Annotated in this window: 23 protein-coding genes; 10 read left to right on the forward strand and 13 right to left on the reverse strand. The window is 68.0% G+C overall.

Annotated features, from left to right (window positions below; translation table 11 throughout):
* Nucleotides 1-36 precede the first annotated feature (36 nt).
* The 6 genes from ACPCXD_RS08970 to ACPCXD_RS08995 form a co-directional block, all read right to left on the reverse strand.
* Entirely contained in the window at nt 37-1,086 is a 1,050-nt protein-coding gene (locus tag ACPCXD_RS08970; protein ID WP_226950055.1) for an alpha/beta hydrolase family protein, read from the reverse strand.
* 69 nt (nt 1,087-1,155) lie between these two features.
* Nucleotides 1,156-2,901 (reverse strand): cholesterol oxidase substrate-binding domain-containing protein, encoded by a 1,746-nt coding sequence (locus tag ACPCXD_RS08975; protein WP_423659264.1) that lies wholly within the window; start codon nt 2,899-2,901, stop codon nt 1,156-1,158.
* A 34-nt stretch (nt 2,902-2,935) separates the two neighbouring features.
* Nucleotides 2,936-3,796, reverse strand: coding sequence for an enoyl-CoA hydratase ChsH3 (gene chsH3, locus ACPCXD_RS08980; protein WP_120281303.1), 861 nt, complete (start codon nt 3,794-3,796; stop codon nt 2,936-2,938).
* Between the two features lie 53 nt (nt 3,797-3,849).
* Nucleotides 3,850-5,562: a 3-oxosteroid 1-dehydrogenase gene (gene kstD, locus ACPCXD_RS08985; RefSeq protein WP_423659267.1), complete on the reverse strand. Its 1,713-nt coding sequence runs from the start codon at nt 5,560-5,562 to the stop codon at nt 3,850-3,852.
* A 192-nt stretch (nt 5,563-5,754) separates the two neighbouring features.
* The gene (locus ACPCXD_RS08990; RefSeq protein WP_026061376.1) at nt 5,755-6,117 is read right to left on the reverse strand and encodes a hypothetical protein; all 363 of its coding nucleotides are present in this window, start codon (nt 6,115-6,117) and stop codon (nt 5,755-5,757) included.
* Nucleotides 6,118-6,119: 2 nt separating this feature from the next.
* The gene (locus ACPCXD_RS08995) at nt 6,120-7,268 is read right to left on the reverse strand and encodes a 3-ketosteroid-9-alpha-monooxygenase, oxygenase component (RefSeq protein ID WP_016693309.1); all 1,149 of its coding nucleotides are present in this window, start codon (nt 7,266-7,268) and stop codon (nt 6,120-6,122) included.
* 191 nt (nt 7,269-7,459) lie between these two features.
* Between ACPCXD_RS08995 and hsaA the strand changes: the two genes are divergently transcribed.
* Genes hsaA through hsaB form a run of 4 tightly spaced genes read left to right on the forward strand, consistent with a single transcriptional unit; the run spans nt 7,460 to nt 11,006 of the window.
* The gene (gene hsaA, locus ACPCXD_RS09000; protein ID WP_016693308.1) at nt 7,460-8,635 is read left to right on the forward strand and encodes a 3-hydroxy-9,10-secoandrosta-1,3,5(10)-triene-9,17-dione monooxygenase oxygenase subunit; all 1,176 of its coding nucleotides are present in this window, start codon (nt 7,460-7,462) and stop codon (nt 8,633-8,635) included.
* A gap of 8 nt (nt 8,636-8,643) precedes the next feature.
* Nucleotides 8,644-9,519, forward strand: a complete 876-nt coding sequence (gene hsaD / locus ACPCXD_RS09005) for a 4,5:9,10-diseco-3-hydroxy-5,9,17-trioxoandrosta-1(10),2-diene-4-oate hydrolase (RefSeq protein ID WP_088897605.1) — start codon at nt 8,644-8,646, stop codon at nt 9,517-9,519.
* A complete protein-coding gene (gene hsaC / locus ACPCXD_RS09010; RefSeq protein WP_145692937.1) occupies nt 9,520-10,419 on the forward strand; it encodes an iron-dependent extradiol dioxygenase HsaC in 900 nt (299 codons plus the stop codon).
* Nucleotides 10,419-11,006: a 3-hydroxy-9,10-secoandrosta-1,3,5(10)-triene-9,17-dione monooxygenase reductase subunit gene (hsaB, locus tag ACPCXD_RS09015; protein ID WP_016693305.1), complete on the forward strand. Its 588-nt coding sequence runs from the start codon at nt 10,419-10,421 to the stop codon at nt 11,004-11,006. The genes hsaC and hsaB overlap by 1 nt, the downstream gene beginning before the upstream one ends.
* Nucleotides 11,007-11,082: 76 nt before the next feature.
* Here hsaB and ACPCXD_RS09020 read toward each other — a convergent pair whose 3' ends face one another.
* A complete protein-coding gene (locus tag ACPCXD_RS09020; RefSeq protein ID WP_222430124.1) occupies nt 11,083-12,132 on the reverse strand; it encodes a PRC-barrel domain-containing protein in 1,050 nt (349 codons plus the stop codon).
* A gap of 181 nt (nt 12,133-12,313) precedes the next feature.
* On the opposite strand from ACPCXD_RS09020, the gene ACPCXD_RS09025 reads away from it, so the two are divergent.
* Nucleotides 12,314-13,555, forward strand: coding sequence for an aspartate aminotransferase family protein (locus tag ACPCXD_RS09025; RefSeq protein ID WP_088897600.1), 1,242 nt, complete (start codon nt 12,314-12,316; stop codon nt 13,553-13,555).
* Nucleotides 13,556-13,577: 22 nt separating this feature from the next.
* Nucleotides 13,578-14,072 (forward strand): DUF3830 family protein, encoded by a 495-nt coding sequence (locus ACPCXD_RS09030; RefSeq protein ID WP_423659271.1) that lies wholly within the window; start codon nt 13,578-13,580, stop codon nt 14,070-14,072.
* 69 nt (nt 14,073-14,141) lie between these two features.
* On the opposite strand, the gene ACPCXD_RS09035 is transcribed toward ACPCXD_RS09030, so the two are convergent.
* Nucleotides 14,142-15,512, reverse strand: a complete 1,371-nt coding sequence (locus tag ACPCXD_RS09035; protein WP_423659273.1) for an amidase — start codon at nt 15,510-15,512, stop codon at nt 14,142-14,144.
* Nucleotides 15,513-15,544: 32 nt separating this feature from the next.
* Nucleotides 15,545-16,459, reverse strand: coding sequence for a D-2-hydroxyacid dehydrogenase (locus ACPCXD_RS09040; protein WP_037191608.1), 915 nt, complete (start codon nt 16,457-16,459; stop codon nt 15,545-15,547).
* 140 nt (nt 16,460-16,599) lie between these two features.
* On the opposite strand from ACPCXD_RS09040, the gene ACPCXD_RS09045 reads away from it, so the two are divergent.
* Genes ACPCXD_RS09045 through ACPCXD_RS09055 form a run of 3 tightly spaced genes read left to right on the forward strand, consistent with a single transcriptional unit; the run spans nt 16,600 to nt 18,763 of the window.
* Nucleotides 16,600-17,340, forward strand: a complete 741-nt coding sequence (locus tag ACPCXD_RS09045) for an aspartate racemase/maleate isomerase family protein (RefSeq protein ID WP_160877778.1) — start codon at nt 16,600-16,602, stop codon at nt 17,338-17,340.
* On the forward strand, nt 17,341-18,081 hold the full coding sequence (locus ACPCXD_RS09050; RefSeq protein ID WP_160877776.1) for an aspartate racemase/maleate isomerase family protein: 741 nt from the start codon (nt 17,341-17,343) through the stop codon (nt 18,079-18,081). It begins immediately after the preceding gene.
* Nucleotides 18,068-18,763 carry a GntR family transcriptional regulator gene (locus ACPCXD_RS09055; RefSeq protein ID WP_016694730.1) on the forward strand — a complete coding sequence of 232 codons (696 nt, stop codon included), beginning with the start codon at nt 18,068-18,070 and terminating at the stop codon, nt 18,761-18,763. The genes ACPCXD_RS09050 and ACPCXD_RS09055 overlap by 14 nt, the downstream gene beginning before the upstream one ends.
* 8 nt (nt 18,764-18,771) lie before the next feature.
* Here ACPCXD_RS09055 and ACPCXD_RS09060 read toward each other — a convergent pair whose 3' ends face one another.
* Nucleotides 18,772-19,362 (reverse strand): TetR family transcriptional regulator, encoded by a 591-nt coding sequence (locus tag ACPCXD_RS09060; protein WP_160877774.1) that lies wholly within the window; start codon nt 19,360-19,362, stop codon nt 18,772-18,774.
* A gap of 84 nt (nt 19,363-19,446) precedes the next feature.
* Here ACPCXD_RS09060 and ACPCXD_RS09065 point away from each other — a divergent pair, with 84 nt between their 5' ends.
* On the forward strand, nt 19,447-20,067 hold the full coding sequence (locus ACPCXD_RS09065) for a hypothetical protein (RefSeq protein ID WP_160877772.1): 621 nt from the start codon (nt 19,447-19,449) through the stop codon (nt 20,065-20,067).
* 13 nt (nt 20,068-20,080) lie between these two features.
* Here the strand turns inward: ACPCXD_RS09065 and ACPCXD_RS09070 are convergent, their stop codons facing one another.
* The 3 genes from ACPCXD_RS09070 to ACPCXD_RS09080 all read right to left on the reverse strand — a co-directional run bounded on the left by ACPCXD_RS09070 (nt 20,081) and on the right by ACPCXD_RS09080 (nt 22,217).
* Nucleotides 20,081-20,818 carry an acetoacetate decarboxylase family protein gene (locus ACPCXD_RS09070; RefSeq protein WP_160877770.1) on the reverse strand — a complete coding sequence of 246 codons (738 nt, stop codon included), beginning with the start codon at nt 20,816-20,818 and terminating at the stop codon, nt 20,081-20,083.
* A 70-nt stretch (nt 20,819-20,888) separates the two neighbouring features.
* A complete protein-coding gene (locus ACPCXD_RS09075; protein WP_160877768.1) occupies nt 20,889-21,764 on the reverse strand; it encodes an aldo/keto reductase in 876 nt (291 codons plus the stop codon).
* A gap of 81 nt (nt 21,765-21,845) precedes the next feature.
* Nucleotides 21,846-22,217 (reverse strand): P-loop NTPase family protein, encoded by a 372-nt coding sequence (locus tag ACPCXD_RS09080; RefSeq protein WP_160877766.1) that lies wholly within the window; start codon nt 22,215-22,217, stop codon nt 21,846-21,848.
* Nucleotides 22,218-22,251 lie beyond the last annotated feature (34 nt).

Genomic DNA, 22,251 nt, shown 5'->3' on the forward strand with positions numbered 1-22,251 from the left:
TCAGCTGCAGCACGACAGTCATCTACAGCACGACAGTCAGCGACCGCGTGCGGCCGCCCAGCCGTCGATCGCCGCCGAGAACTCGAACGAGGTGGGCAGCAGCGCCATCTGGTCGGCCGGGCCGGGCTGCAACGGGCCGACCTCCTCGAGGCTGTGGTTCGCGGTGGTGAAGTGCTCGAACTGCAGGTCGGTGTGGGCGAGGGCGTCCCGCAGCGGCTCGACCTGCGCACAGCTGATGTTCAGGTCCTTGTCGGAGCAGGTGAGCAGCACCGGGGTGTCGGCTGCCAGCTCCGCGGCAAGCACGGCCGGGTCGAGCTGGTCGGACTCGAAGAGGAACTTCGCGTTCGCGGGGTTCATGCCGAACTGCGCGAGGATCGGGTGCAGATCGGTGGGGAAGGCCCCGGTCGTCCGCAGCGACTCGACGGCACGCGACAGGTCGGCCCGGACCGCCTCGCCGTCGGGGCCGAGCTGCCCGGAATCCACCACGGCATTCAGCTGGACGGTCAGCAGGTCCAGGTAGCGCATCGGCAGCGGAGCGAGAAGTGCGAAGCCGCTTCCGATACCGCGATCGGCGAGTGCGAGGGCGGTCAGTGCACCCTCGCTGTGTCCGAGGACGAGGATCTCCTCGGGGGAGACTCCGGTGCGTTCGGCGAGCAGACGCACCGCCGCCTCGGCGTGGTCGACCTGCTCGGTGAAGCCGTACTCGCCGATGGTCTCGACCGTGTAGGACCCGAGACCCGTCTCACCGGCCCCGATCTTGTCGAAGCGCAGGCTCGCGATGCCGTGGGCGGCGAGTGCGTCCGCGGTGCGCACCAGGGTGTCGGACGCGAAGCCGGGCTGGTTGCCGTTGCGATCGGTGGGGCCGCTGCCCGGGAGCAGCAGTGCGGCGGCGACCGCGGCTCCGTCCGGGTTGCGGAGGCTGCCGTGGAAGGTGGTGCCGTCGGCCTCGAAGGTCACCGGGGCGTCGGTGCCGTTCGACACGGCGACCGAACCCGTGTCGGGAAGGGCCACCGCGGTTCCCGCGAGTGTCACACCTCCCGCGAGAACCAGCACGGGCACAGCAGCAGCACCGATCCACCTTCGCATGTTCCGCATGGTGCGACCCTAGCAAAGGACTGCGCTGTGCCCGTGGTGAGCGAGGACGCCCGTGGGAGATCAGGGGAGCAGGGTGTCGATGAAGGTGTTGCTGAACACCCGATGCGGATCGAGACGGTTGTAGACCGCGCGAGCCGAATCCCAGTTCTCGTCCGACGGAACACCTTCCCGGTAGGTGTCGGGCAGGCCTTGCGTCAGGATCTGCTCGTCGGTGTACGGCAGGTCGGGACCGAACGCCCAGCCCTTCGACCATTCCGGCCGGAAGGTCGAGTCGCTTCCGTTGTACCGCTGCCGCATCCACTGCTCCATCTCCCGGTAGAAGGCGAACATGCCGGGAGTTCCCGGGACACCGAGAACGTTGAGCCAGATGGCGGTGTCCCATTCCGGGTGGTCGGGACGCGGACGGGTCGACGCGATCGTCGGCGGTCCGGCCGACGGGACGAGGACGTCCTCTGGCTGATCCAGTCCGCAGCAACGGATTTCGACCGGACCGTTGAGTGGGAACTGTCCCAGGCTGCGGTAGTGCTCGATGCGTTCGGAGAACCAGTGCGCGAAGTCGTGGATGACGTTGGCGATGTTGGCGCGGTTCGTGAGGACCGCACCGCCACCCTCGGTCAGGCGCAGCGTGGTCGCCTTGATGTAGAACTGCAGGTCCTTCGACCAGCCCCAGATGTCGGACGCTCCCGTCGCCGCGAGACCGGCCACGGTCACGCCGTAGTAGGTCTGTCCGAAAGCCGGTGCGATCGATGTGTTCCCGGCCGTGATCTGCCCCAGCAGGTCGGTGATCGGTTCGGGCACGTTGTCGGAGAACGGGTAGTTGTACGGGCCGGTCACCTCCCGTGAGCCGGCCGGCTTCTCCGGTGCGAGCGACCACACCTTCATCCACGGACGTTCCGTGAACGGATACCAGATCGCCTCGGCCCGCCCCGCCGAATCGACGAACGACTCGAAGGTCCGTCCCGGCGCGCCGGCGGGCGAGAACAGTTCCTGCCAGGTGATATCGGTGAAGGACTGGCAGCGCATGCGGTAGTTCGGTCCGGCCTGCAGCGTGACGGACGTGATGAACGTCCGGCCGAGATGCGTGAGCAGCGGGGTGATCTCGGGATCGGCGCGGGTGAAGGTACGCAGCGAGTAGGCACTGCCGTCCCACACGACGGCCGTCAGTTCGGTCACGAGGTTGCTCAACGACCCGAAGGTGTGGCCGGGGAGGGTGGATTCACCGTTCGCGGGCAGCGCGGCACCGTGCGCGTTGACGGCGAGTGCTCCGGCGATCGACAGGACGCCGGGCGCAGGAAGATTCGCGAGTCCGAGACCGTGGTCCTGCAGTGCCGTGGTGATGGCGTCGAGCGTCGCGCCGGGACCTGCCGTGACGGTCGCGGGGGAGCCGCCGGAGTTCACCTGGACCCAGTTGAGGTGGAGCATGGTGTCGGCGAGGATCACCCGGTCGACGGATGCACCGTTGACGATCGTCAGCGGTGTCCAGCCGTGCATGGCCCCGCGAGGACGGACGGTGTATCCGTTCTCGTGCGCCCAGTTCACCAGGCGCACCACGTCGTCGGGGGTGCGAGGCGCGCAGGTCCAGATGGCGTCCAGCATGATCTCCTTCGACCAGTTCTGGTACGCCTGCTGGTAGAGATCGATGCCGCCGGGGAACGCCGGAGGAGTGGGGAGCGTCGAGGCCGCGGACCCGGAGGGGACGGCGTGCACCGGGATCCACCCACCGAAGGCGGAGACCGCCAGCGCACCGGCGCCGGCCGCGAGGAAGCCGCGCCGCGACAGGCGCGGCGACGAATCACGAAGTGTCATATTCGAATGTCGCTCTTTCGGGAGGGCGTGGCGATCACGCCACGGTGAGTACCACGTCGGCCAGGGCGGGGGCGAGATCGCGTTCGACGACGGAGGCGGTCACGAGCTTGCGGTCGCCGTCGTTCCACACGCGCACCCGGAGGGTCTCGCCGGGGAAGACCACACCGGCGAACCGGGCGCGGAATCCCTTCACGCGCGAAGCGTCCGCGTCGAGCAGGCCGTCGGTCACCGCCTTGCACACGATGCCGTAGGTGCACAGCCCGTGCAGGATCGGCGCCGGGAAGCCCGCCGCGGATGCGAACTCGGGATCGGAGTGGAGGGGGTTGCGGTCGCCGCACAGTCGGTACAGCAGCGCCTGCTGCGGGAGGGTCGGCACATCGAACTCGGCGTCCGGCTCACGATCGGGATACTCCACCGACTCCGACGGGCCACGCTCGCCGCCGAAACCGCCCTCGCCGCGGGCGAAGATCGACGACCGTGCGGTCCACAGGGGATTGCCGTCGAGATCCTCGGTCACCGATTCCTGCACGACGACCGCGGCCTTGCCCTTGTCCCACACCTCGGCGATGCGGGTGATCGTGCGGCCCTTGCCCGAAGCGGGGATGGGCGCGTGCACGGTCACCTCCTGGCTGCCGTGGACGACCTTGGCGAGATCGATCTCGATCCCGGGGAACGAGACCTTCGGCGGCTCGACCTGGTGGAAGGTCGCGGCGACGGTCGCGAAGGTGGGGAGCACCTGGGGGTCCTTGTCCCGCAGGTAACGCAGTTCGCCCGCGTCGGTGGGATGGGACCCGGCGCCGATGCCGAGGTTGTAGAGCTGGACATCGGTGCTGCTCCACTCGAATTCCTGAGCGGGCAGCTCGGCTCCGACGGCAACCGAGGGATCGATGGGCACAGGCGCTTCCTTTCTACGGCTCGAATCTACGGCTCGAACGCGGGTCGATCGGGTCACACGGTGTCGGCGGATTCTCGCAGCTCCTCGGCGCGTTCGTCACGCGTGCGGTCCAGGATGTCGAGGGCCGCGAGATAACCGAAGGTCATCGCCGGCCCGATGGTGGCGCCCGGCCCGGCGTAGGTGTGTCCCATGACCGGGGCACTGGCGTTGCCGGCCGCGTACAGGCCGTCGATCACGCTGCCGTCCTCGCGCACCACTCGGCCGTGGACGTCGGTGACGAGCCCGCCCTTGGTGCCGAGATCGCCCGGGACCACCTTGAACGCGTAGAACGGGGCCTTGTCGACCACGCCGAGGCTCGGATTCGGCTTGTTGCGCGGATCCCCGTAGTAGTGGTCGTAGTGGGATTCGCCGCGGCCGAAGTCCTCGTCCTTGCCGGCACGCGCGAAGCCGTTGAAGCGCTGCACCGTCTCGGTGAGGGCGTCGGCCGGTACCCCGATCTTCTCGGCGAGTTCGGCGACGGAAGCGGCCTTGACGAGCACCCCGGCCTCGAGCCACCGGCGGGGGAAGGGGGTGCGGGGGGTGATGCCGGCGAAGGTGTAGCGGTCGCGGTAACGCTGGTCGAGGATCAGCCAGCTGGGGGTGTTCTCTCCCGGACCGTCGCCGCGTCCGTGCTTGCCGCCGTACATCGCATGGGTCGCCTCGACGTAGGGCGCCGACTCGTTGACGAAGCGCTTGCCCGCTGCATTGACCATGAGGCAACCGGGGAGACTGCGTTCCGACAGTGCGAACCACGGGCCGCCGGTGAGCGTGAAGGACGGCCCCCACCAGGCGTCGTCCATGAAGTCGACTGCGGCGCCGAGCTTCTGTCCGGCGAGGATGCCGTCGCCGGTGTTGGCCTTCGCCCCCACGGTCCACTCGGTGCCGATCGGCTGACGCTGGTACTGCGCCCGCATCTCGGCGTTGTGCTCGAAACCGCCGCTCGCGAGGATCACGCCCTTGCGGGCACGGATGACGCGCTTCTCACCGTTCGCGACCACCTCGACGCCGCGCACGACGCCGTCCTCGACGACGAGGTCGGTGAGCGCCGTCTCCAGCAGCAGGGGCACACCGGCGTCGCGCAGGCCGATCCGCAGCCCGGCCATGAGCGCCTGACCTCGGACGAGCAGGTGCTTCTTGGTGATGTTCGCCCAGACGAACCGGGCGCCGACCCGCATGGCGCGAACCGGCCCGCGCGGGTTCCGCATGAGCAGGTTCAGCCACTTGTAGTCGGCCTGGGTGATGACGAAGTTCTTGGGAGCGCGCGCGTAGTCGGGTTCGAGGAGGGCGAGATCCTCACCGAGACGGCGGCCGTCGAAGGGTGTCGGTTCGACCGAACGGCCACCGGGACGTCCGCCGGGCGCCTCGGGGTAGTAGTCGGAATAGCCCGGCACCCATTGCAGTTCGAGGGCGCTGTTCTTCAGGACGAAGGAGAGCATCTCCGGTCCGCGATCGATGTAGGTGTCGATCTTCTCGGCGGGCACGTCGTCGCCGATGATGCTGTGGAGGTACTTCCGGGCTTCTTCGGGGGTGTCGTCCACCCCGGCGGCCTTCAGTGCCTCGTTGTTGGGGATCCACACACCGCCGCCCGATCGGGCGCTCGATCCGCCGTAGCGCGGCGCCTTCTCGATCAGGACCACGTCGGCGCCCTTGCGGGCTGCGGTGATGGCGGCGGTCATTCCGCCGGCACCGCTGCCGACGACAACGATGTCGTACTCCTGCTTCGTCATGTAGAACACGTTATAGAAATGGTGGTGCCGAGTCCATCCCCGAATGCGAAGAGTCCTGGACGTGAAGCGAAGACGCGGCGACACCGGGACTGGAACGCGATACGGCCGGACGACGACGAGCGACGGCACCGTCCGATGGGGCGGTGCCGTCGCGGGGTCGATCGGGGGCGGGGTCGATCGGGGCGGAGTCGGTCAGGTGGGCGATCCGTCCGGTACGGGAAGGGTGCCGTCGAGCACGGCCCGGTCGATGCTCTCCCGGAGTTGTGGACACCCTTCGCGCGGTGTGATGGACGAGCCTCGGAGCGAGGCGGTCTCGCGGAAGGTCGGGCACACGGTGTCCGGATCGTCCTGCCACTGCACGCTCGTGTGCGACAGGCTGTTCTTGCGCACCAGCACGCACGTGCCGCACTCGTGGCACTGCACCTCGTGCTGACCCGACTCCAGATAATTGATCTTGTCGATCGCGGTCTGGGCGGCGACGGCCTCGGCCCGCTCGGGCCACTGGGAGAAGTCCGGGGACTTCGCCCATCTGCTCCGCCGGGTCGAGGCGCTCATCGTCACACCTCCGCTTCCTGCTTGCCCTGTTCTTCCTCGCGCTTCTTGCGCTCGAGATTCTCGGCGACCTCCTTCTCCCAGGCCTCGTTGGCCTTGGCGGTGTCGACCTCGAACTCGAAGCGGCCCGTCATCTTCTCCGTCACGTCGGCGACGTCGACGTAGAACTGCTCGTACCAGCGGCGGAGCTGATAGACCGGACCGTCCTCCTCGCACAGCAGGGGATTCTCGATCTTGGTCTTGTTCTTCCAGATCTCGACGTCCTGCAGGAAGCCCTCACCGACACCCTCGGTGAGCTTGGCGGCCAGTACGTCGGACTGCTCGGGTGACATGCCCTGCGGCTTCTTGACGATGATGCCGTACTGCAGCATGAACGAGTCGTGCGTGATCGGGTAATGGCAGTTGATCAGCACGGATTCGGTCTGGTACCCGCCGTAGTTGTTCTTGAGCGGATTGATCATGTAGGAGGGGCCGTAGTAGGCCGCGTACGACTCTAGCGTCGACTCCAGGCCGTACTGCGTCGCCATGCCCTTGTCCGGCCGGCCGCGGGTGTTGAGGTACTGCTCGGCGATGTGCCCCTCGAAGACGTTCTTGAAGAACGTGGGGAAGGCGTAGTGGATGTAGAAGAAGTGCGCCATGTCGACGACGTTGTCGATGATCTCGCGACAGTTGGAGCCTTCGATCCGGATCTGGTTCCAGGTCCAGTCCGTCCACTCGTCCGAGCCGTACTGCTCGATCTCGGGGATGGTGACCTCCGGGGGCGGGGTGTTGCCCTCGGGGTCGTTCCACACGAACAGCTGGCCGTGCTTCTCCATCGTGATCCACGAGCGGGTGCGGGCCAGCGGGGGAACACGCTTGGCGTACGGGATGTCCGTGCACTTGCCGTTGCCGCCCCAGCGCCAGTCGTGGAACGGGCATGCAACCGAATCGCCCTTGATCTCGCCCTGTGACAGGTCGCCGCCCATGTGGCGGCAGTACGCGTCGAGCACCTTCAGGTCGCCGTTGCTGTCGGCCCACACCACGAGTTTCGTGCCGAAGGCCTCGACGGCGTGGGGCTTGCCGTCCTTGAACGTGCGACTGAGGCCGAGGCAGTGCCAGCCTCGCGCGAAACGCGTCCGGACCTCTCCGACGTCGATCTCGCGAATCTGTGCCATGTCCGCTCACTTCCTTCCGGAAATCTCTTCTAGAACACGTTATAGAATTCGCGTCGCGAGGGGAAGGGTTCGGGGACTTTGGTCCCGCCATAGGGATTGTCTACCTGCGAGTGTGGCGTGTCTCGACACGAATAAGAACATGTTCTAGTCTCGGTACAAGCGATCAATTCCTGAACAGACGGGAGCGTCCAGTGGGTGACCACGACAGCCACGAGGTACTGCAGCGGATCGACGCTCTGCTGCCCACGCTGCGAGAACGTGCGCAGGAGGCCGAGAATCTGCGCCGGGTGCCCGACGACTCGATCAAGGAGCTCCAGGAGGCCGGCTTCTTCAAACTTCTGCAACCGGCCCAGTGGGGTGGATACGAGGCCGATCCCGTCACCTTCTTCACCGCGGTGCGCAACATCGCGAGCGCGTGCGGCTCGACCGGATGGGTCTCCGGCATCATCGGCGTCCACAACTGGCACCTCGCACTCTTCGACCAGCAGGCCCAGGAAGAGGTCTGGGGCGACGACACCGACGTGCGCATCTCCTCGTCCTATGCGCCCATGGGCGCCGGTGAGGTCGTCGACGGCGGATACAAGGTCAACGGTGCGTGGGCCTGGTCGTCCGGATGCGACCACGCGAGCTGGGTCGTCGTCGGCGGCCCGGTCATCAAGGACGGCCGCCCCGTCGACTTCGGCAGCTTCCTGATCCCTCGGTCCGAGTACGAGATCGACGACGTGTGGCACGTGGTCGGTCTGCGCGGCACCGGATCCAACACGGTCAAGGTGAAGGACGTCTTCGTCCCGCGCCACCGCTTCCTCAGCTTCAAGGCCATGAACGACCTCGCCTCGCCCGGGCTCGAGCGCAACACCGCGCCCGTCTACCGGATGCCGTGGGGCACCATCCATCCCACGACCATTTCGACGCCCATCGTCGGCATGGCCTACGGCGCGTACGAGGCGCACGTCGAACACCAGGGCAAGCGTGTCCGTGCAGCGTACGCCGGTGAGAAGGCCAAGGACGATCCGTTCGCCAAGGTGCGCATCGCCGAGGCCTCCAGCGACATCGACGCGGCCTGGCGCCAGCTGTCGGGCAACGTCGCCGACGAGTACGCCCACCTCCTCGCCGGCGAGGAGGTTCCGATGGAACTTCGTCTGCGGGCGCGTCGCGACCAGGTCCGCGCGACCGGCCGTGCCATCACGTCGATCGACCGTCTCTTCGAGAACTCGGGTGCCACCGCACTCGCGGACGGCACACCCATCCAGCGTTTCTGGCGCGACGCGCACGCCGGTCGTGTGCACGCCGCCAACGACGCCGAGCGTGCCTACGTGATGTTCGGTGCCGCCGAGTTCGGTCTGCCGATCACCGACACGATGGTCTAGGGGTGGATGTGACCGCAATCGACGAGATCACCTACGAGTCGACCTCCCGTTTCGCGCAGGTCCGCGACGACCTGCGCCTGCACTACCACGAGGCCGGCGTCGGCAACGACACCACGATCGTCCTGCTCCACGGTGGTGGCCCGGGCGCGTCGTCGTGGTCGAACTTCGCAAAGAACATTCCGGTGCTGGCACAACGATTCCATGTGCTGGCCGTCGACCAGCCCGGCTACGGCAGGTCCGACAAGCCGACCGAGCATCCGCAGTACTTCGTGCACAGCGCGTCCGCACTGAAGGACCTGCTCGACACGATCGGGATCACCGACCGCGTCCACCTCCTCGGCAACTCGCTCGGTGGTGGTGCCGCCGTGCGGTTCGCGCTCGACTACCCCGAGCGCGCCGGACGGCTCGTCCTCATGGGACCGGGTGGGCTGAGCGTCAACCTGTTCGCACCCGACCCCACCGAGGGCGTCAAGAATCTCGGCCGGTTCTCGTACGACCCCACCCGCGAGAATCTCGAGGCGTTCCTGCGGATCATGGTCTTCGACCAGTCGCTGATCACCCCCGAGCTCGTCGAGGAGCGGTTCGCGTCGGCGAGCACCCCCGAGTCGCTCGCCGCGGCGAAGGCGATGGGGAAGTCGTTCTCCAGCGCCGAATTCGAGAAGGGGATGCTCTGGCGCGACGCCTACAAGCTCCGTCAGCGGGTGCTGCTGATCTGGGGTCGCGAGGACCGCGTGAACCCGCTCGACGGCGCACTCGTCGCGCTGAAGATGATCCCGCGCGCACAGTTGCACGTGTTCGGTGGATGCGGCCACTGGGCACAGCTCGAGAAGTTCGACGAATTCAACCGCCTGACAGTGGATTTCCTCACGGATGGAGTCGAATAGATGAGTATCCGGTCGCTGGCATATCTCCGGATCGGCGCCACCGACGTCCCGGCCTGGCGCGAGTACGGTCTCAAGGTCCTCGGCATGATCGAGGGCAAGGGCACCGATGCCGAGGCGCTGTACCTGCGGATGGACGACTTCCCGGCCCGGCTCGTCATCGAGCCGCACGAGTCCGACAAGCTGCTCGTCTCGGGCTGGGAGACCGCGAACGCCGCCGACCTCCAGTCGGTTCGCGACAGTCTCTCCGCAGCGGGTGTCCCGTTCAAGGAGGGCACCGCCGAGCAGCTCGCCGATCGTCGCGTCGACGAACTGATCGTCTTCCAGGACCCGTCGGGCAACACCCTCGAGGCGTTCCACGGTGCCGCCCTCGAACACCGCCGCGTGGTCAGCCCGTACGGGCACAAGTTCGTCACCGGTGAGCAGGGCCTCGGGCATGTGGTGCTCTCGACCCGCGACGACGAGGAATCGCTGCGCTTCTACCGCGACGTGCTCGGTTTCCGCCTGCGCGACTCCATGCGGATGCCTCCGCAGATGGTCGGCCGGCCCGCCGACGGAAAACCGGCCTGGCTGAGGTTCTTCGGATGCAACCCGCGCCACCACAGCCTCGCCTTCCTGCCCATGCCCACCCCGTCGGGCATCGTGCACCTGATGATCGAGGTGGAGAACTCCGACGACGTCGGTCTCGCCCTCGACCGCGCGCTGCGGAAGAAGGTCAAGATGTCGGCGACGCTCGGCCGCCACGTCAACGACAAGATGCTGTCCTTCTACATGAAGACCCCCGGCGGATTCGACGTCGAATTCGGTTGCGAGGGGCTGCAGGTCGAGGACGACGACTGGATCGCCCGTGAATCCACGGCCGTGAGCCTGTGGGGCCACGACTTCTCGGTGGGAATGCAGTAATGACCGCGCCGGAGGCCGGAGAGAACGGTGCGATCGACCCGCGGGCCTTCCGCACCGTGCTCGGGCAGTTCTGCACCGGCGTCACCGTCATCACCACCACCGAGGACGACGGGACGCCTGTGGGATTCGCGTGCCAGTCGTTCGCGGCGTTGTCGCTCGACCCGCCGCTCGTGTTGTTCTGCCCCACGAAGCAGTCGCGGTCGTGGGCGGCCATCGAACGAGCGGGCCGCTTCTGCGTCAACGTCCTCGCCGAGGAACAACAGGAGACCTGCGCGCGGTTCGGTTCCCGCGAACCCGACAAGTTCGCCGGACTCGACTGGACACCCTCTCCGTTGGGCTCACCCGTCCTGACGGGATCGCTCGCGCACATCGATTGCACGGTCGAGACGGTGCACGACGGGGGAGACCACTGGGTGGTGTTCGGTCGCGTCTCGTCGCTGAGCGAGGTGCGCGACGAGAAGGAACGCCCGCTGCTCTTCTACCGCGGGCAGTACACCGGGATCGAACCGGAGAAGACGACTCCGGCGCCCTGGCGAGACGATCTCGAAGCGTTCCTCACCTCGGTCACGGAGGACACCTGGTTGTAGATCGCAGACCGTGAGTACCGCACGACGAAGCCGGGACGGCCACATCGGATGTGGCCGTCCCGGCTTCGTGTGGGGATCAGGAACGGTCGGTGTCGGTTGCGTCGTCCGGCGACTCCTCGTAGTACTCCGTGGTCACGACGCGGCGCACCAGGCGCGGCTTGCGCGGCCGGTCGGCGTCCGCGCCGCCTGCCGTGTCAGCCTTCGCGTCGGCCGTGCTCGTGTCGGTGTCGGCCGACTGCGGCGGCGTGAAGTGCGCCGGTCCCGTCGGTCCCGGGCCGACGATCTCCTGATCGCTGCCGGTACCGGTGCCGGAAGCCGCGTGGCGGGCGGTGTCCGCCGCCGAGTGCGCGGTGCCGGAGGGTGTGGACGGCGTCGACGCGGTATGTCCGGGCATCGAGTGCTCGAGCGATTCGTCCCGCTGGCCCTCGCTCGGCCGGTAGTTCCCGGCGATCTCCTCACGCGCGACGTCGGGCGGCGTCGGTGAATGCCCGGCGCCCGCTGTCGGCGAGTGCGCGGTCCCCGCGGTAGGCGACTGCGCGGTCCCCGCGGTGGGCGAGTGCGCGGTCCCCGCGGTCGGCGAGTGCGCGGTCCCCGCGGTGGGCGACTGTCCGGTTCCCACCGGCGCGGTGGTGCCGTACGACTCGCCGGTGTGCGGTGCTCCGGTACCGGCCGGACCACCGCCGGCTGCGCCGCCGACGAGACCCCCACCGGCCGCGCTCCGCTCGTCGAGGCCGCTCCGGTCGTCGGTCGGTCCACCCCGATCGTCCGTGAATCCGCCCCGGTCGCCGGTGGTTCCACCTTCGGCAGAGGTGTCCCCGAACCGGCGGTAGTAGCGGTACAGCTCGTCCTCCTCGAGCGGGGTCAGCTCACCGTTCTCGTCGATGTTCGGCGCACCGGTGATGGTGTCCTTGTCGAAGGGCAGGCGCACTCCGGAGCTGTCGAGTTCGGCTTCGTCGATGGGGGCGAAGTGCCGGCGCGTTCCGAACAGACCCGTGACGACGGTGATCCAGGCAGGTCGGCCCGTGTCGTTGTCCAGGTACACCTCTCCGACTCGTCCGAGCTTGTCGCCGTCCGGTCCGTACGCGGTGGCGCGAGCGAGGGTGTCGATGTCGTCGTTGCTGATCATGATGTCCTCATCCGTGGGCGATGCGGCTTCCTGCTGTGCGGATGCCCTCCAGTGCGAGTGACGAAACGCTGCCGTTACACCGCTCGCCGTTGCGTCGACCATCCCCACGTGTTATCCATATTGTCAACAATCCGACAACCGGCACGAGGGTTCGCGCCCTCGGCTGTTCGGAGGGATCGTCATGACCCGTCTTTCACCCCGCCTGCTGCAGGCAACGCCCGTCACCGTCGACCACGCCGAGGGCTGTTACGTCCACGGCACCGACGGACGTCGGTATCTCGACTTCACCGCCGGCATCGGCGTCACGAGTACCGGTCACTGTCACCCGCACGTCGTCGAGGCCGCCCGCCGGCAGATCGGCTCGCTCATCCACGGGCAGTACACGACCGTGATGCACCGGCCCCTGCTCGAACTCACCGAACGCCTGGGCGCGGTGCTCCCCGAAGGACTCGACTCGCTGTTCTTCGCCAATTCGGGCAGTGAAGCCGTCGAGGCGGCGCTGCGTCTGGCCCGCCAGGCGACGGGACGACCCGGAATCGTCGTCTTCCACGGCGGATTCCACGGCCGGACCGTTGCGGCCGCCACGATGACGACCTCGGGAACCCGCTTCTCCGCAGGGTTCTCGCCGCTCATGAGCGGTGTGCACGTCGCTCCGTTCCCCACCGCCTACCGCTACGGCTGGTCGGAAGAGGAGGCGACCGATTTCGCCCTGCAGGAACTGGATTACCTGTTCGCGACCCTCGTGGCACCGGACGAGATCGCGGCCTTCGTCGTCGAACCGGTCCTGGGCGAGGGCGGTTACATCCCCGGCAACACCCGGTTCTTCCGGGGGCTGCGGCAGCGGGCCGACGAACACGGCATCCTGCTCGTCTTCGACGAGATCCAGACCGGATTCGGGCGGACCGGAAAGTTCTTCGGCCATCAGCATTTCGACGTGCGACCCGACATCATCACCATCGCCAAGGGTCTCGCGAGCGGTTTCCCGCTGTCGGGTATCGCCGCCTCCGAGGAACTCATGGAGCGCGCCCGTCCGGGATCACAGGGCGGCACGTACGGGGCGAATGCGGTTTCGTGCGCGGCGGCCGTCGCCACTCTCGACGTGATCGAGAAGGAGGGGCTCGTCGACAACGCCGCCGCGCGCGGGCGTGAACTGCTCTCCGGCGCACGGGAGCACACGACCGACTTCATCGGTGACGTGCGCGGTCTCGGTCTCATGGTGGGCCTCGAGTTCACCACCGACGGAGCGCCCGACCGGGAACGGGCGACCGCAGCGCAACAACTCGCCGCGCAGAAGGGGTTGCTGCTGTTGACCTGCGGCGCACACATGAACGTGGTGCGCATGATCCCACCGCTGATCGTCACCACCCAGCAGATCGAGGATGCGCTCGGGATCTGGTCCGAGGTCCTCGCCGAGGTCCGATAATCCGTCGAACGAGGGAGTCCGCGTGCCCCGATACATCACGATCACTCTCGACAAGCGCGACATCACGTGCAGAGCACGGCTTCTCGACGACGAGGCGCCGCTGACCTGCGCGGCGGTGTGGGACGCCCTGCCGCAGAGCGGCTCGGCGTTCCACGCCAAGTACGCCCGCAACGAGCTCTACACCCTCATCCCGAGGATCACGGCGGCACCGCACCGGGAGAACCCGACGGTGACGCCGATCCCCGGGGATGTGTGCCTGTTCGACTTCGAACCGTGGGAGATCGGCAATCCCGCATACGGTTACGAACCCGGATCGCAGGCCCATGCGCAGCAGGGAGCGACCGACCTCGCGTTGTTCTACGGCCGGAACAATCTGTTGCTCAACGGCGATGTGGGATGGGTACCGGGCAACGTCTTCGCGACCATCGAGGAGGGCCTGCCCGAACTTGCCGTCGCGTGCAACGACCTGTGGATCCAGGGGGTCGTGGGAGAGACGTTGAGCTTCGCACGCGCATAGACGGTCGTTGCAGGGGAAGCGGCACCGCACACAATGTGCGGTGCCGTTTCCCGTGGTGCTCTTCCCGTCTCAGCTCAACGCGTACTCGGCGAACCGCGCGACGGCGAGCAGCAGGTCGTCCGAATGCCGCGGCCCGACGATCTGCAGACCCACGGGCAGACCGGCCGAGGTGGTGCCCACGGGGATGCTGATGGCCGGCTGTTGCGTGAGATTGAAGGGATAGGTGAACGGGGTCCACTGCGGCCACGAGGTCAACGTCGAACCCGGAGGCACGTCGTGGCCGGCCTCGAAGGCGGGGATCGGCATCGTCGGGGTGATCAGCACGTTGTACTTCTGGTGGAAGAGCCCCATCGTGATGCCGACCGCCGCGGCGACCGCGCGGGCCTCGAGATAATCGACGGCACCGAGTTGTTCGCCGTGGGACCACACGCGTCCGAGGCCGGGGTCCACCTTGTCCCGCGTGCCCTCGGGGAAGGTCTTCAGCATCGTGGCCGCGCCTGCCGCCCAGAGGTTCTCGAAGGCCTCGAGCGGGTCGGTGAAACCGGGGTCGGCGGCGGTCACGCGCAGTCCGGCCTCGTCGAGGACGCGGACCGCCCGGTCGACGATCTCACCGACCTCGGGGTCCACGTCGACGTAGCCGAGGGTCTTGGAGTAGGCGACGTCCATTCCCACCACTTCGCGGTTGAGGCCTCCGCGGAAGGTCGTCAGCGGCGGCGCGAGGGCCGTCGGGTCCCGGGGGTCGGGCAGCGCGAGGATGTCGGTGAGCAGCGCCGCGTCCTCGACCGTCCGGGTGATCGGCCCGGCGTGCGCGAGCGGCCCGAACGGGCTGGCGGGGAAGATCGGGATCCGGCCGTGGGTGGGCTTGAAACCCACGACGCCGCAGAACGAAGCGGGGATGCGGATGCTGCCCCCACCGTCGGTGCCGACGGAGCACGGACCGAAGCCGGCCGCGACCGCCGCCGCGCTGCCTCCGGACGAGCCACCGGCGGTCTTCGTCGTGTCGGCGGGATTCGTGGTCACCCCGTAGAGTGCCGAATCGGTCACCGCCTTCCACGCGATCTCCGGGGTCGTGGTCTTGCCCACCAACACCATTCCGTCCTCGCGCAGCCGGGCCGCGACCGGGCTGTCGACGTTCCAGTCCTGGTTCTCGTCGATGGCCTGCGAACCCCGCAGGGTCGGCCATCCGTCGGTGAGGAAGACGTCCTTGATCGAGATGGGGACCCCGTCGAGCAGGCCCTTCGAATAGCCGGTCCGCCACCGCTCCTCGGACCTGCGCGCCTGGTCGAGGGCCTTCTCCTCGTCGACGAGGCAGAACGAGTTGATCTCGCGATCGTGCGCCGCGATCCGATCGAGCACGTCTCGCGTCACCTCGACGGGAGACAGCTCGCCCGAGGAGAACGCCGACACGAGTTCGACGGCGGTCATGTCTGTGGGCTCCATCGTGCCTCCTTCTCGTCGGACGATGCCGACTCTCACGCGCCGGGCACGTAACCCAGCTTCTTGTCCACCACGTTCCGAAGAGGTTCGCCACTGCGGTGACGGTGGAAGTTGTCGACGAAGACGTCCACCAGCGCGTCGCGCCAGCCGACGAAATCCCCCGAATTGTGCGGGGTGATCGAGACGTTCGGCATGTCCCAGAGCGGGTGGTCCTCGGGGAGCGGCTCGACGTCGAGCACGTCGAGCGCGGCGCCGGCGATCGTGCCCGACCGCAGCGCCTCGACCAGGTCGTCGGTGCGCACGAGTTCGCCACGCCCGACGTTGACGAAGCGCGCCTGCGGCTTCATCGCGGCGAACATCCGGGCGTCGAACAGGTACCGGGTCTGATCCGTGAGAGGTGCGGCCACGACGACGAAATCGACGTCGGCGAGGGCGGCCGGAAGATCGGCGGTCGCGGTGACGCGGCCGAAATCGGGGTCGTCGTCGCGGGCACGTCGGCCCGAGCCGCGGACCGTCATCCCCACGGCGGAGAGCAGGCGGGCGATCGCGCGACCGATCGGGCCGGTGCCGACGACGAGCACGGAGCGACCGGCGATCCGTTCGGACTCGCGGTGCTTCCAGATGTGTTCGTGCTGGAGCCGCAGGGATTCGGGGATGTCCTTGGCGAAGGAGAGTATCTGGGCGAGCACGTATTCGGCGATCGCCCCGTCGAAGACTCCGCGGGAGTTGGTGACGACCACGTCGCTGTCGCGCAGCTCGGGGAACATGAGGGCGTCGACCCCGGCCGCGGCGACATGGATCCACTTCAGGGACGCCGCGGCGTCCCAGGCCGCGGGCAGGGCGTCGGTGAGGAAGTCGTACGCGAAGAGGATGTCGGCGCCGTCGAGCGCGTCGGCCAGACCGGCGGCGTCGGTGTAGCGGACCGTGGCGTGTTCGGCCACCGGGGCCATCCACGCACGATCCGGCACGGCTTCGGCATGAAGCACTGCAACGACCGGCTGGGCATCCACGTTGACACCGTATGAGCGCCTCGTATTATTGTCAACAATCCTCAAGGCTGAGGGAACTCTTGACGAAGCCGAGGGGCCGTATGGAACTGAACATTCCCGAATTCGAAGGTCCTCTGGCTCAGCGGGGCATCGGTGTGATCGCACCCTTCGATCTCGCCCTGGAACGAGAACTGTGGCGATGGGCGCCGCTCGAGGTGACACTGCACCTCGCTCGAACCCCCTACGAGCCGGTGCCGGTCAGCCGTGCCATGGCCGAGTTGGTGTCCGACCGACGGCACCTGATGGTCGCGACCCGCGACGTGCTGTCGGTGGAACCGGAAGTCGTTGCGTATCTCTGTACCTCGGGTAGTTTCGTCAACGGGGTGGCCTACGAGAAGGCCCTGTGCGACGCGATCTGCGAGGCGGGCGCACCGTGCGCGGTCACGACCTCCGGAGCGCTGCTCGAAGCCCTCCACACACTCGACCTCACCCGCATCTCGGTGATCACCCCCTACGATCGGGAGCTCACCGACCTGCTGCACGACTTCCTGAAGGAGGCCGGAACCGAGGTCGTCCGGTCCTCACATCTCGGGCTCGGCGGCGGTATCTGGAAGGTCAACTACCGCACCATCGCCGAGCACATCATCGGGGCCGACACCCCCGATGCCCAGGCGATCTTCGTCAGTTGCACCAACCTGCCGACCTACGACCTGATCGCGCCGCTCGAACGGGAACTCGGCAAGCCGGTCCTCACGGCCAACCAGCTCACCATCTGGGCGTGCCTGGGACGGATGAAGCTGCCCATGACCGGGCCGGGGAAGTGGTTGAGAGGAGTGTTCTGAATGCACCGTGACCGCACGACCGTCGGGATCGTCTATCCCGATCATGCCGCCGAGGACGACTACCCGTTCGCCGCCGAACTCCTGGGGGTGAACCTGCCCGTCGCCCACATCTACGGCACCGATCTGCACGCCGTTCCCGAACTCCTCGACCTCGGGAGCCCCGCCAAGCTCGCCGGGGGAGCGGCGCAGTTCGCGGACGAGCCCCTCGACGCTCTCGTGTGGGCATGCACGTCGGGCAGCTTCGTGTACGGGCCCGAGGGGGCACGCACCCAGGTCGAGCAGCTCTCCCGGGACGCGGGAGGCGTACCCACGACGAGCACGAGCATCGCGTTCGTCGCCGCACTGCGAGCGCTCGATATCACCCGGGTGGCCGTGGCGGCGAGTTATCCGCGGGATGTCGCCGAACTGTTCGTCGCCTTCCTCGCGGACGCCGGGGTCGACGTCGTCTCGCTCGCCGACGCCGGCATCGACACCGCCGCCGAGGTCGGCACCCTGACCGACGAGGCCGTCCTCGAATTCGCGAGGACCAACGATCATCCCGACGCGCAGGCGGTCCTGGTGCCCGACACCGCGATGCACACGCTGCGGATCATGCGGGAGCTCGAGAAGGAGACCGGCAAGCCCGTGCTGACCGCCAACCAGGTCACCGTGTGGCACGGCCTGGAACTCGCCGGATATACAGTGGAATGCCCGGAGCTGGGCTCACTGTTCGAGGAGGAGACCGATCATGGTGCTCGGTGATCTGGAAGATCTACGTCCTGTCACCCGGCCGTCCACGGCCGAGCTCATCGCCGAACAGATCCGGTCGGCCATCGTCCGGGGTGCACTCGGTCCCGGGGAACAGCTGGGCGAAGCCGAACTCGCCGCGCACTTCCAGGTCTCCCGGGGACCGCTGCGAGAAGCCATGCAGCGGTTGCTGTCCGAAGGTCTGCTCTACAGCATCCGCAACCGGGGCATCTTCGTCACCGAGCTCACCTTCGACGACGTCGTCGACATCTACCGCAGCCGCTGGGTCATCGAGGGCGGCGCCCTCGATCTGGTGCTGGACGGCCGTCGCGAACAGACGTGGAAGGCCCTCGAACCCGCGATCGAGGAGATGCGCACCGCCGCCGAACGCGAGGACGCCACCGGTGTCTCGGACGGCGACCGGCGTTTCCACGAGATCCTCGTGGCCAGTGCCGAGAGCCCGCGGCTCGTGCGAGCGGCCCGCACGCTGCTCGTCGAGACGCGGATGTGCCTCGGCGCGCTGCAGACCACCTATCCCGATCTGCACGTGCAGGTGGACGAGCACGTCGTGCTGCGGGAGGCGATCCGCACCGCCGACCGCGACGACGTGCGGCGCCTGCTCGACGAGCACCTGCACGACACGGTCACCCGGCTCCGCGAGCGTCAGAACGTCGACGGCGTGATCGCGTCCGGCTGATCCCCCGCTCAGGCGGGCGGGGTGAACGACGACAGAGCCGTCGCAGCGATGTGATCGGCGGCGTCCTCCTCCGCCAGCCGTCCTGCCGCGACTTCGGTTGCGGCACAGTGGACCAGGCTGTGAAGGACCGACGCCAGCCAGGACGACGACAGGTCGGTGCGGAAGACCCCCTCGGCACGGCCGCGCTCGATGAGATCGGTCGCGCGGGCGAGGAGGCCGTCGTGCGCGGCGCGGACGTCCTCGGCGGGAAGCGCTTGGTCGGCGGCGGCGAGCAGCGCCCCGGCGTCGGCGGTCAGCGACCACGAACCCGCGATCAGGCGATGCAGGGCGTCGCGGGGATCACCCGTGAGGTCGATCCGGTCCACGGACTCCTCCGCCTCGGCGAGCGCGCGCTGCACCACCGCGGTGACGAGTTCTGCGCGAGTGGGGAAGTGGCCGTAGAGGGTGACACGCCCGACGCCGGCGGCCTTGGCGATCTCCCCGATGCTCGCGTCGGGATCACGACTCAGCGCGATGCGCGCGGCCTCGAGGATCGCCTCGATGTTCCGCTCGGCGTCCGCACGTTTCCTGGTGCGGGGGGAAGCATCGTGGGTGGTCACGGATCCTCCTCTTGTTGAACACTGATGTTCAGGTTACGCTGACCATCAACTCGAACATCACTGTTCAACTCAGGGCGGATCCTCATGACGAGCTCCGACATCACCGTTCCCGTCGATCGACCTGCGACCGGCATCGACCCGAAGGCGCTGCTACGAGGGGTGCTGCGCCGGTGGCCGAGCCTCGTCGCAGTCGCCCTCGCCGCGTTCGTCCTCGCGGACGGGGGCACCGACTTCCCGGCGATCCTCACCGGCGCGGCACTCGTCTATCTCGGTGCCGCCGTACTGGGCCGTCGCAGCGCGGCCTGGCCCCTGTTCCTCGGCGCCGTCGCGCTGATCGGCGTCGGCAAGGTCGCCGTCGTCGCGTTCGGAGTGCCGGTCGAGATCACCGTCGTGATGGTCGCGCTCGGTGCCGCCGGCGCCGTCTACGGACTCGTGCGCACCCCGGCCGGCCGGGCGATGCTCGTCGGGCCGTCGGCCGTGGCCATGCTGGGTTTCGGTGCCGTCGCGGTGGCCGCGGTGACGGTCACCCCCGTCCCGGCGGGAGTGATCGTCGGGTTCGGACTGCTCGGTCACGCCGCGTGGGACTACATCCACTTCCGCCGGAACACCGTGGTCGCCCGCTCGCTGGCGGAGTTCTGCGGTGTGCTCGACACCCTGCTGGGTGTCGCGGTGATCGTCCTCGCCGTCTCGGGCGCGCTCTCCTGAGTCCTGAGGATCGTCAGACGACGGTCGCGTCGCCGAAGGTCATCCGCAGATCGGGGATCGACGACGAGGCCAGTGCGCGTCGCGGCAGACCGAGCGATCGCAGCTCGTCGGCGATCGGATGCGTCCCCAACCGAAGGGTCGCGCCGCCGAGCCGGGTGCGTACCCCGCTCGGATTCATCTCCCAGGTCGTGCACCGGGTGACGTCGTCGATGTGCGAGTAGGCAGCGAGCGAGGCGGCGAGACCCTTGCCCGGCACCGGGAGTCCGGGCGCCACGGTCAGTTCGGCGATCAGCGCTCCGTCGGCGGAGACCGAACCGCGCTTGGTGCTGCTGTCGTGGTCGGCGTCGAAGTCGGCGAGGGTCTTCGGGAAACCCCAGATGCCGCGCCCCGCCGCGAGAGTGAAGTCTCCGTCGACGGGCAGGTGGTGGATGAGTGCACCGGCCTGCCCGCCGACCAAACTCCGCCAGTCGCCGACGATGCCGTCGCCGCGGTTGTGATGGTTGCGGACGAGGAAGCACACCCCGAACTCGTTGTACGGGCCGAGGTCCCCGTCGACGTAGTCCACGAAGACGAGCGTGCAGATCCCGTGGCCCGGCCGGTACTGCAGGATCTCGAGCCCGGTGTGGGCGACGAGTTCCTGCGCGGGGCGCACGGGAACCGAGAACATACCCATGAACGCCGTGGCCGTTCGGACCTGCACGGGCATCGTGACCGGCTTGCCCAGCACCAGATGCGTCGTCGTCTCGCTCATCGCTGCCTTCCGGAAGTCGGACGTGCGTACCCCGACAATGAGAACACGTTCCAGTTCCGGAGGGAAGGGATCAGGCGGGGGCGCCGATATTCATCTCGTCGGGATGCGCGCCCACCCGCGTGCCGTCGTCGAGCGTGTCGAGTTCGCTGAGGTCGAGCTCGTCGAGTTCGAAGTCGAAGACGTCGATGTTCTGGGAGATGCGCTGCTCGTGCACCGACTTCGGGATGACGATCAGCCCGTTCTGCAGATGCCAGCGGATGAGCACCTGCGCGGCCGACTTGCTGTGGCGGTCGGCGATGCGCGTGACGATCGGGTCGACGAGCAGGGTGTTCGGCTTCGAGTTCGGACCCCAGCCCGAGTTGCTCGTGCCCCCGAGCGGGCTCCACGACTCCACGGCGATGCCGTGTTCGGACCCGAACCGGCGGATCTCCTGCTGCGGCAGGTGCGGATGCAACTCCACCTGATCCACCGCCGGCAGCAGCCCGCCGCGATCGACCAGCAACTGCAGGTGGTGCGGTTCGAAGTTGCACACCCCGACCGCCTTCGCACGCCCGGACTCGGCAATCTTCTCGAGGGCGTCCCAGGTGCGCAGGATCCGCTCGCGGTCCTGCAGCGGCCAGTGGATCAGGTACAGGTCGACGTACTCGGTGCCCAGCTTCTTCAGGCTCGTGTCGAAGGCCTTCAGCGCCGGCTCGTAACCCTGATCGGCGTTCCACAGCTTCGTGGTGACGAAGATGTCCTCGCGCGGCACCGACGACGCGGCGAGCGCGCGGCCGACGCCTTCCTCGTTGCCGTAGGCCGCGGCCGTATCGATGTGCCGGTAACCGGCCTCGTCGATCGCGTATCGGACCGCGCGTTCGGTCTCGTCGTTGGTGGCCTGCCAGACTCCCAGGCCCAGCTGCGGGATCGTCGTTCCGGAGTTCAGCGTGATCGTGGGAGGTGTCATCTTTCCGACGTTAGCGAGCCGCCGCGGCGGGCGCGAGGAATCCCGGACGATCAGGTGTCCTCCGACCCGTCGGTGTCGAACTCACCCGTCGGTGTCGAACTCACCCGTCGGGGGACGGGAGGCGAGGAGCGCCGCCCACGCATCGACCTCCCGGCGGCTCGCCAGCCGCACGACCGGCAGATCGGCGCGCTCGACGAGCAGCGGCCGCACCGCGGTGTACTGCCACTCCGTCACCCAGCGTGGTTGCGCGGTGAACTCCTCGACGTCCTCGCGGAAGGACGGACGCGGCGTCCAGTTCGGTCCGTGGTGGAGCCCGTCGATCTCGACGTGCGGAAGGTCGAGGATCTCCCCGATCCTCGCGGCGAGGGTCGTCTTGCCGGAACCGGACGTCCCCGCCACGAGGACGCGGCGGGGACGAACGGGAAGCGGAACCGAGGAATCGAGGAGGCACATCACCGATCTTTCGCAGGGATCGCCGCCGACGATA

Source organism: Rhodococcus sp. AB351 (assembly GCF_049538275.1).
Taxonomy (GTDB): Bacteria; Actinomycetota; Actinomycetes; order Mycobacteriales; family Mycobacteriaceae; genus Rhodococcus.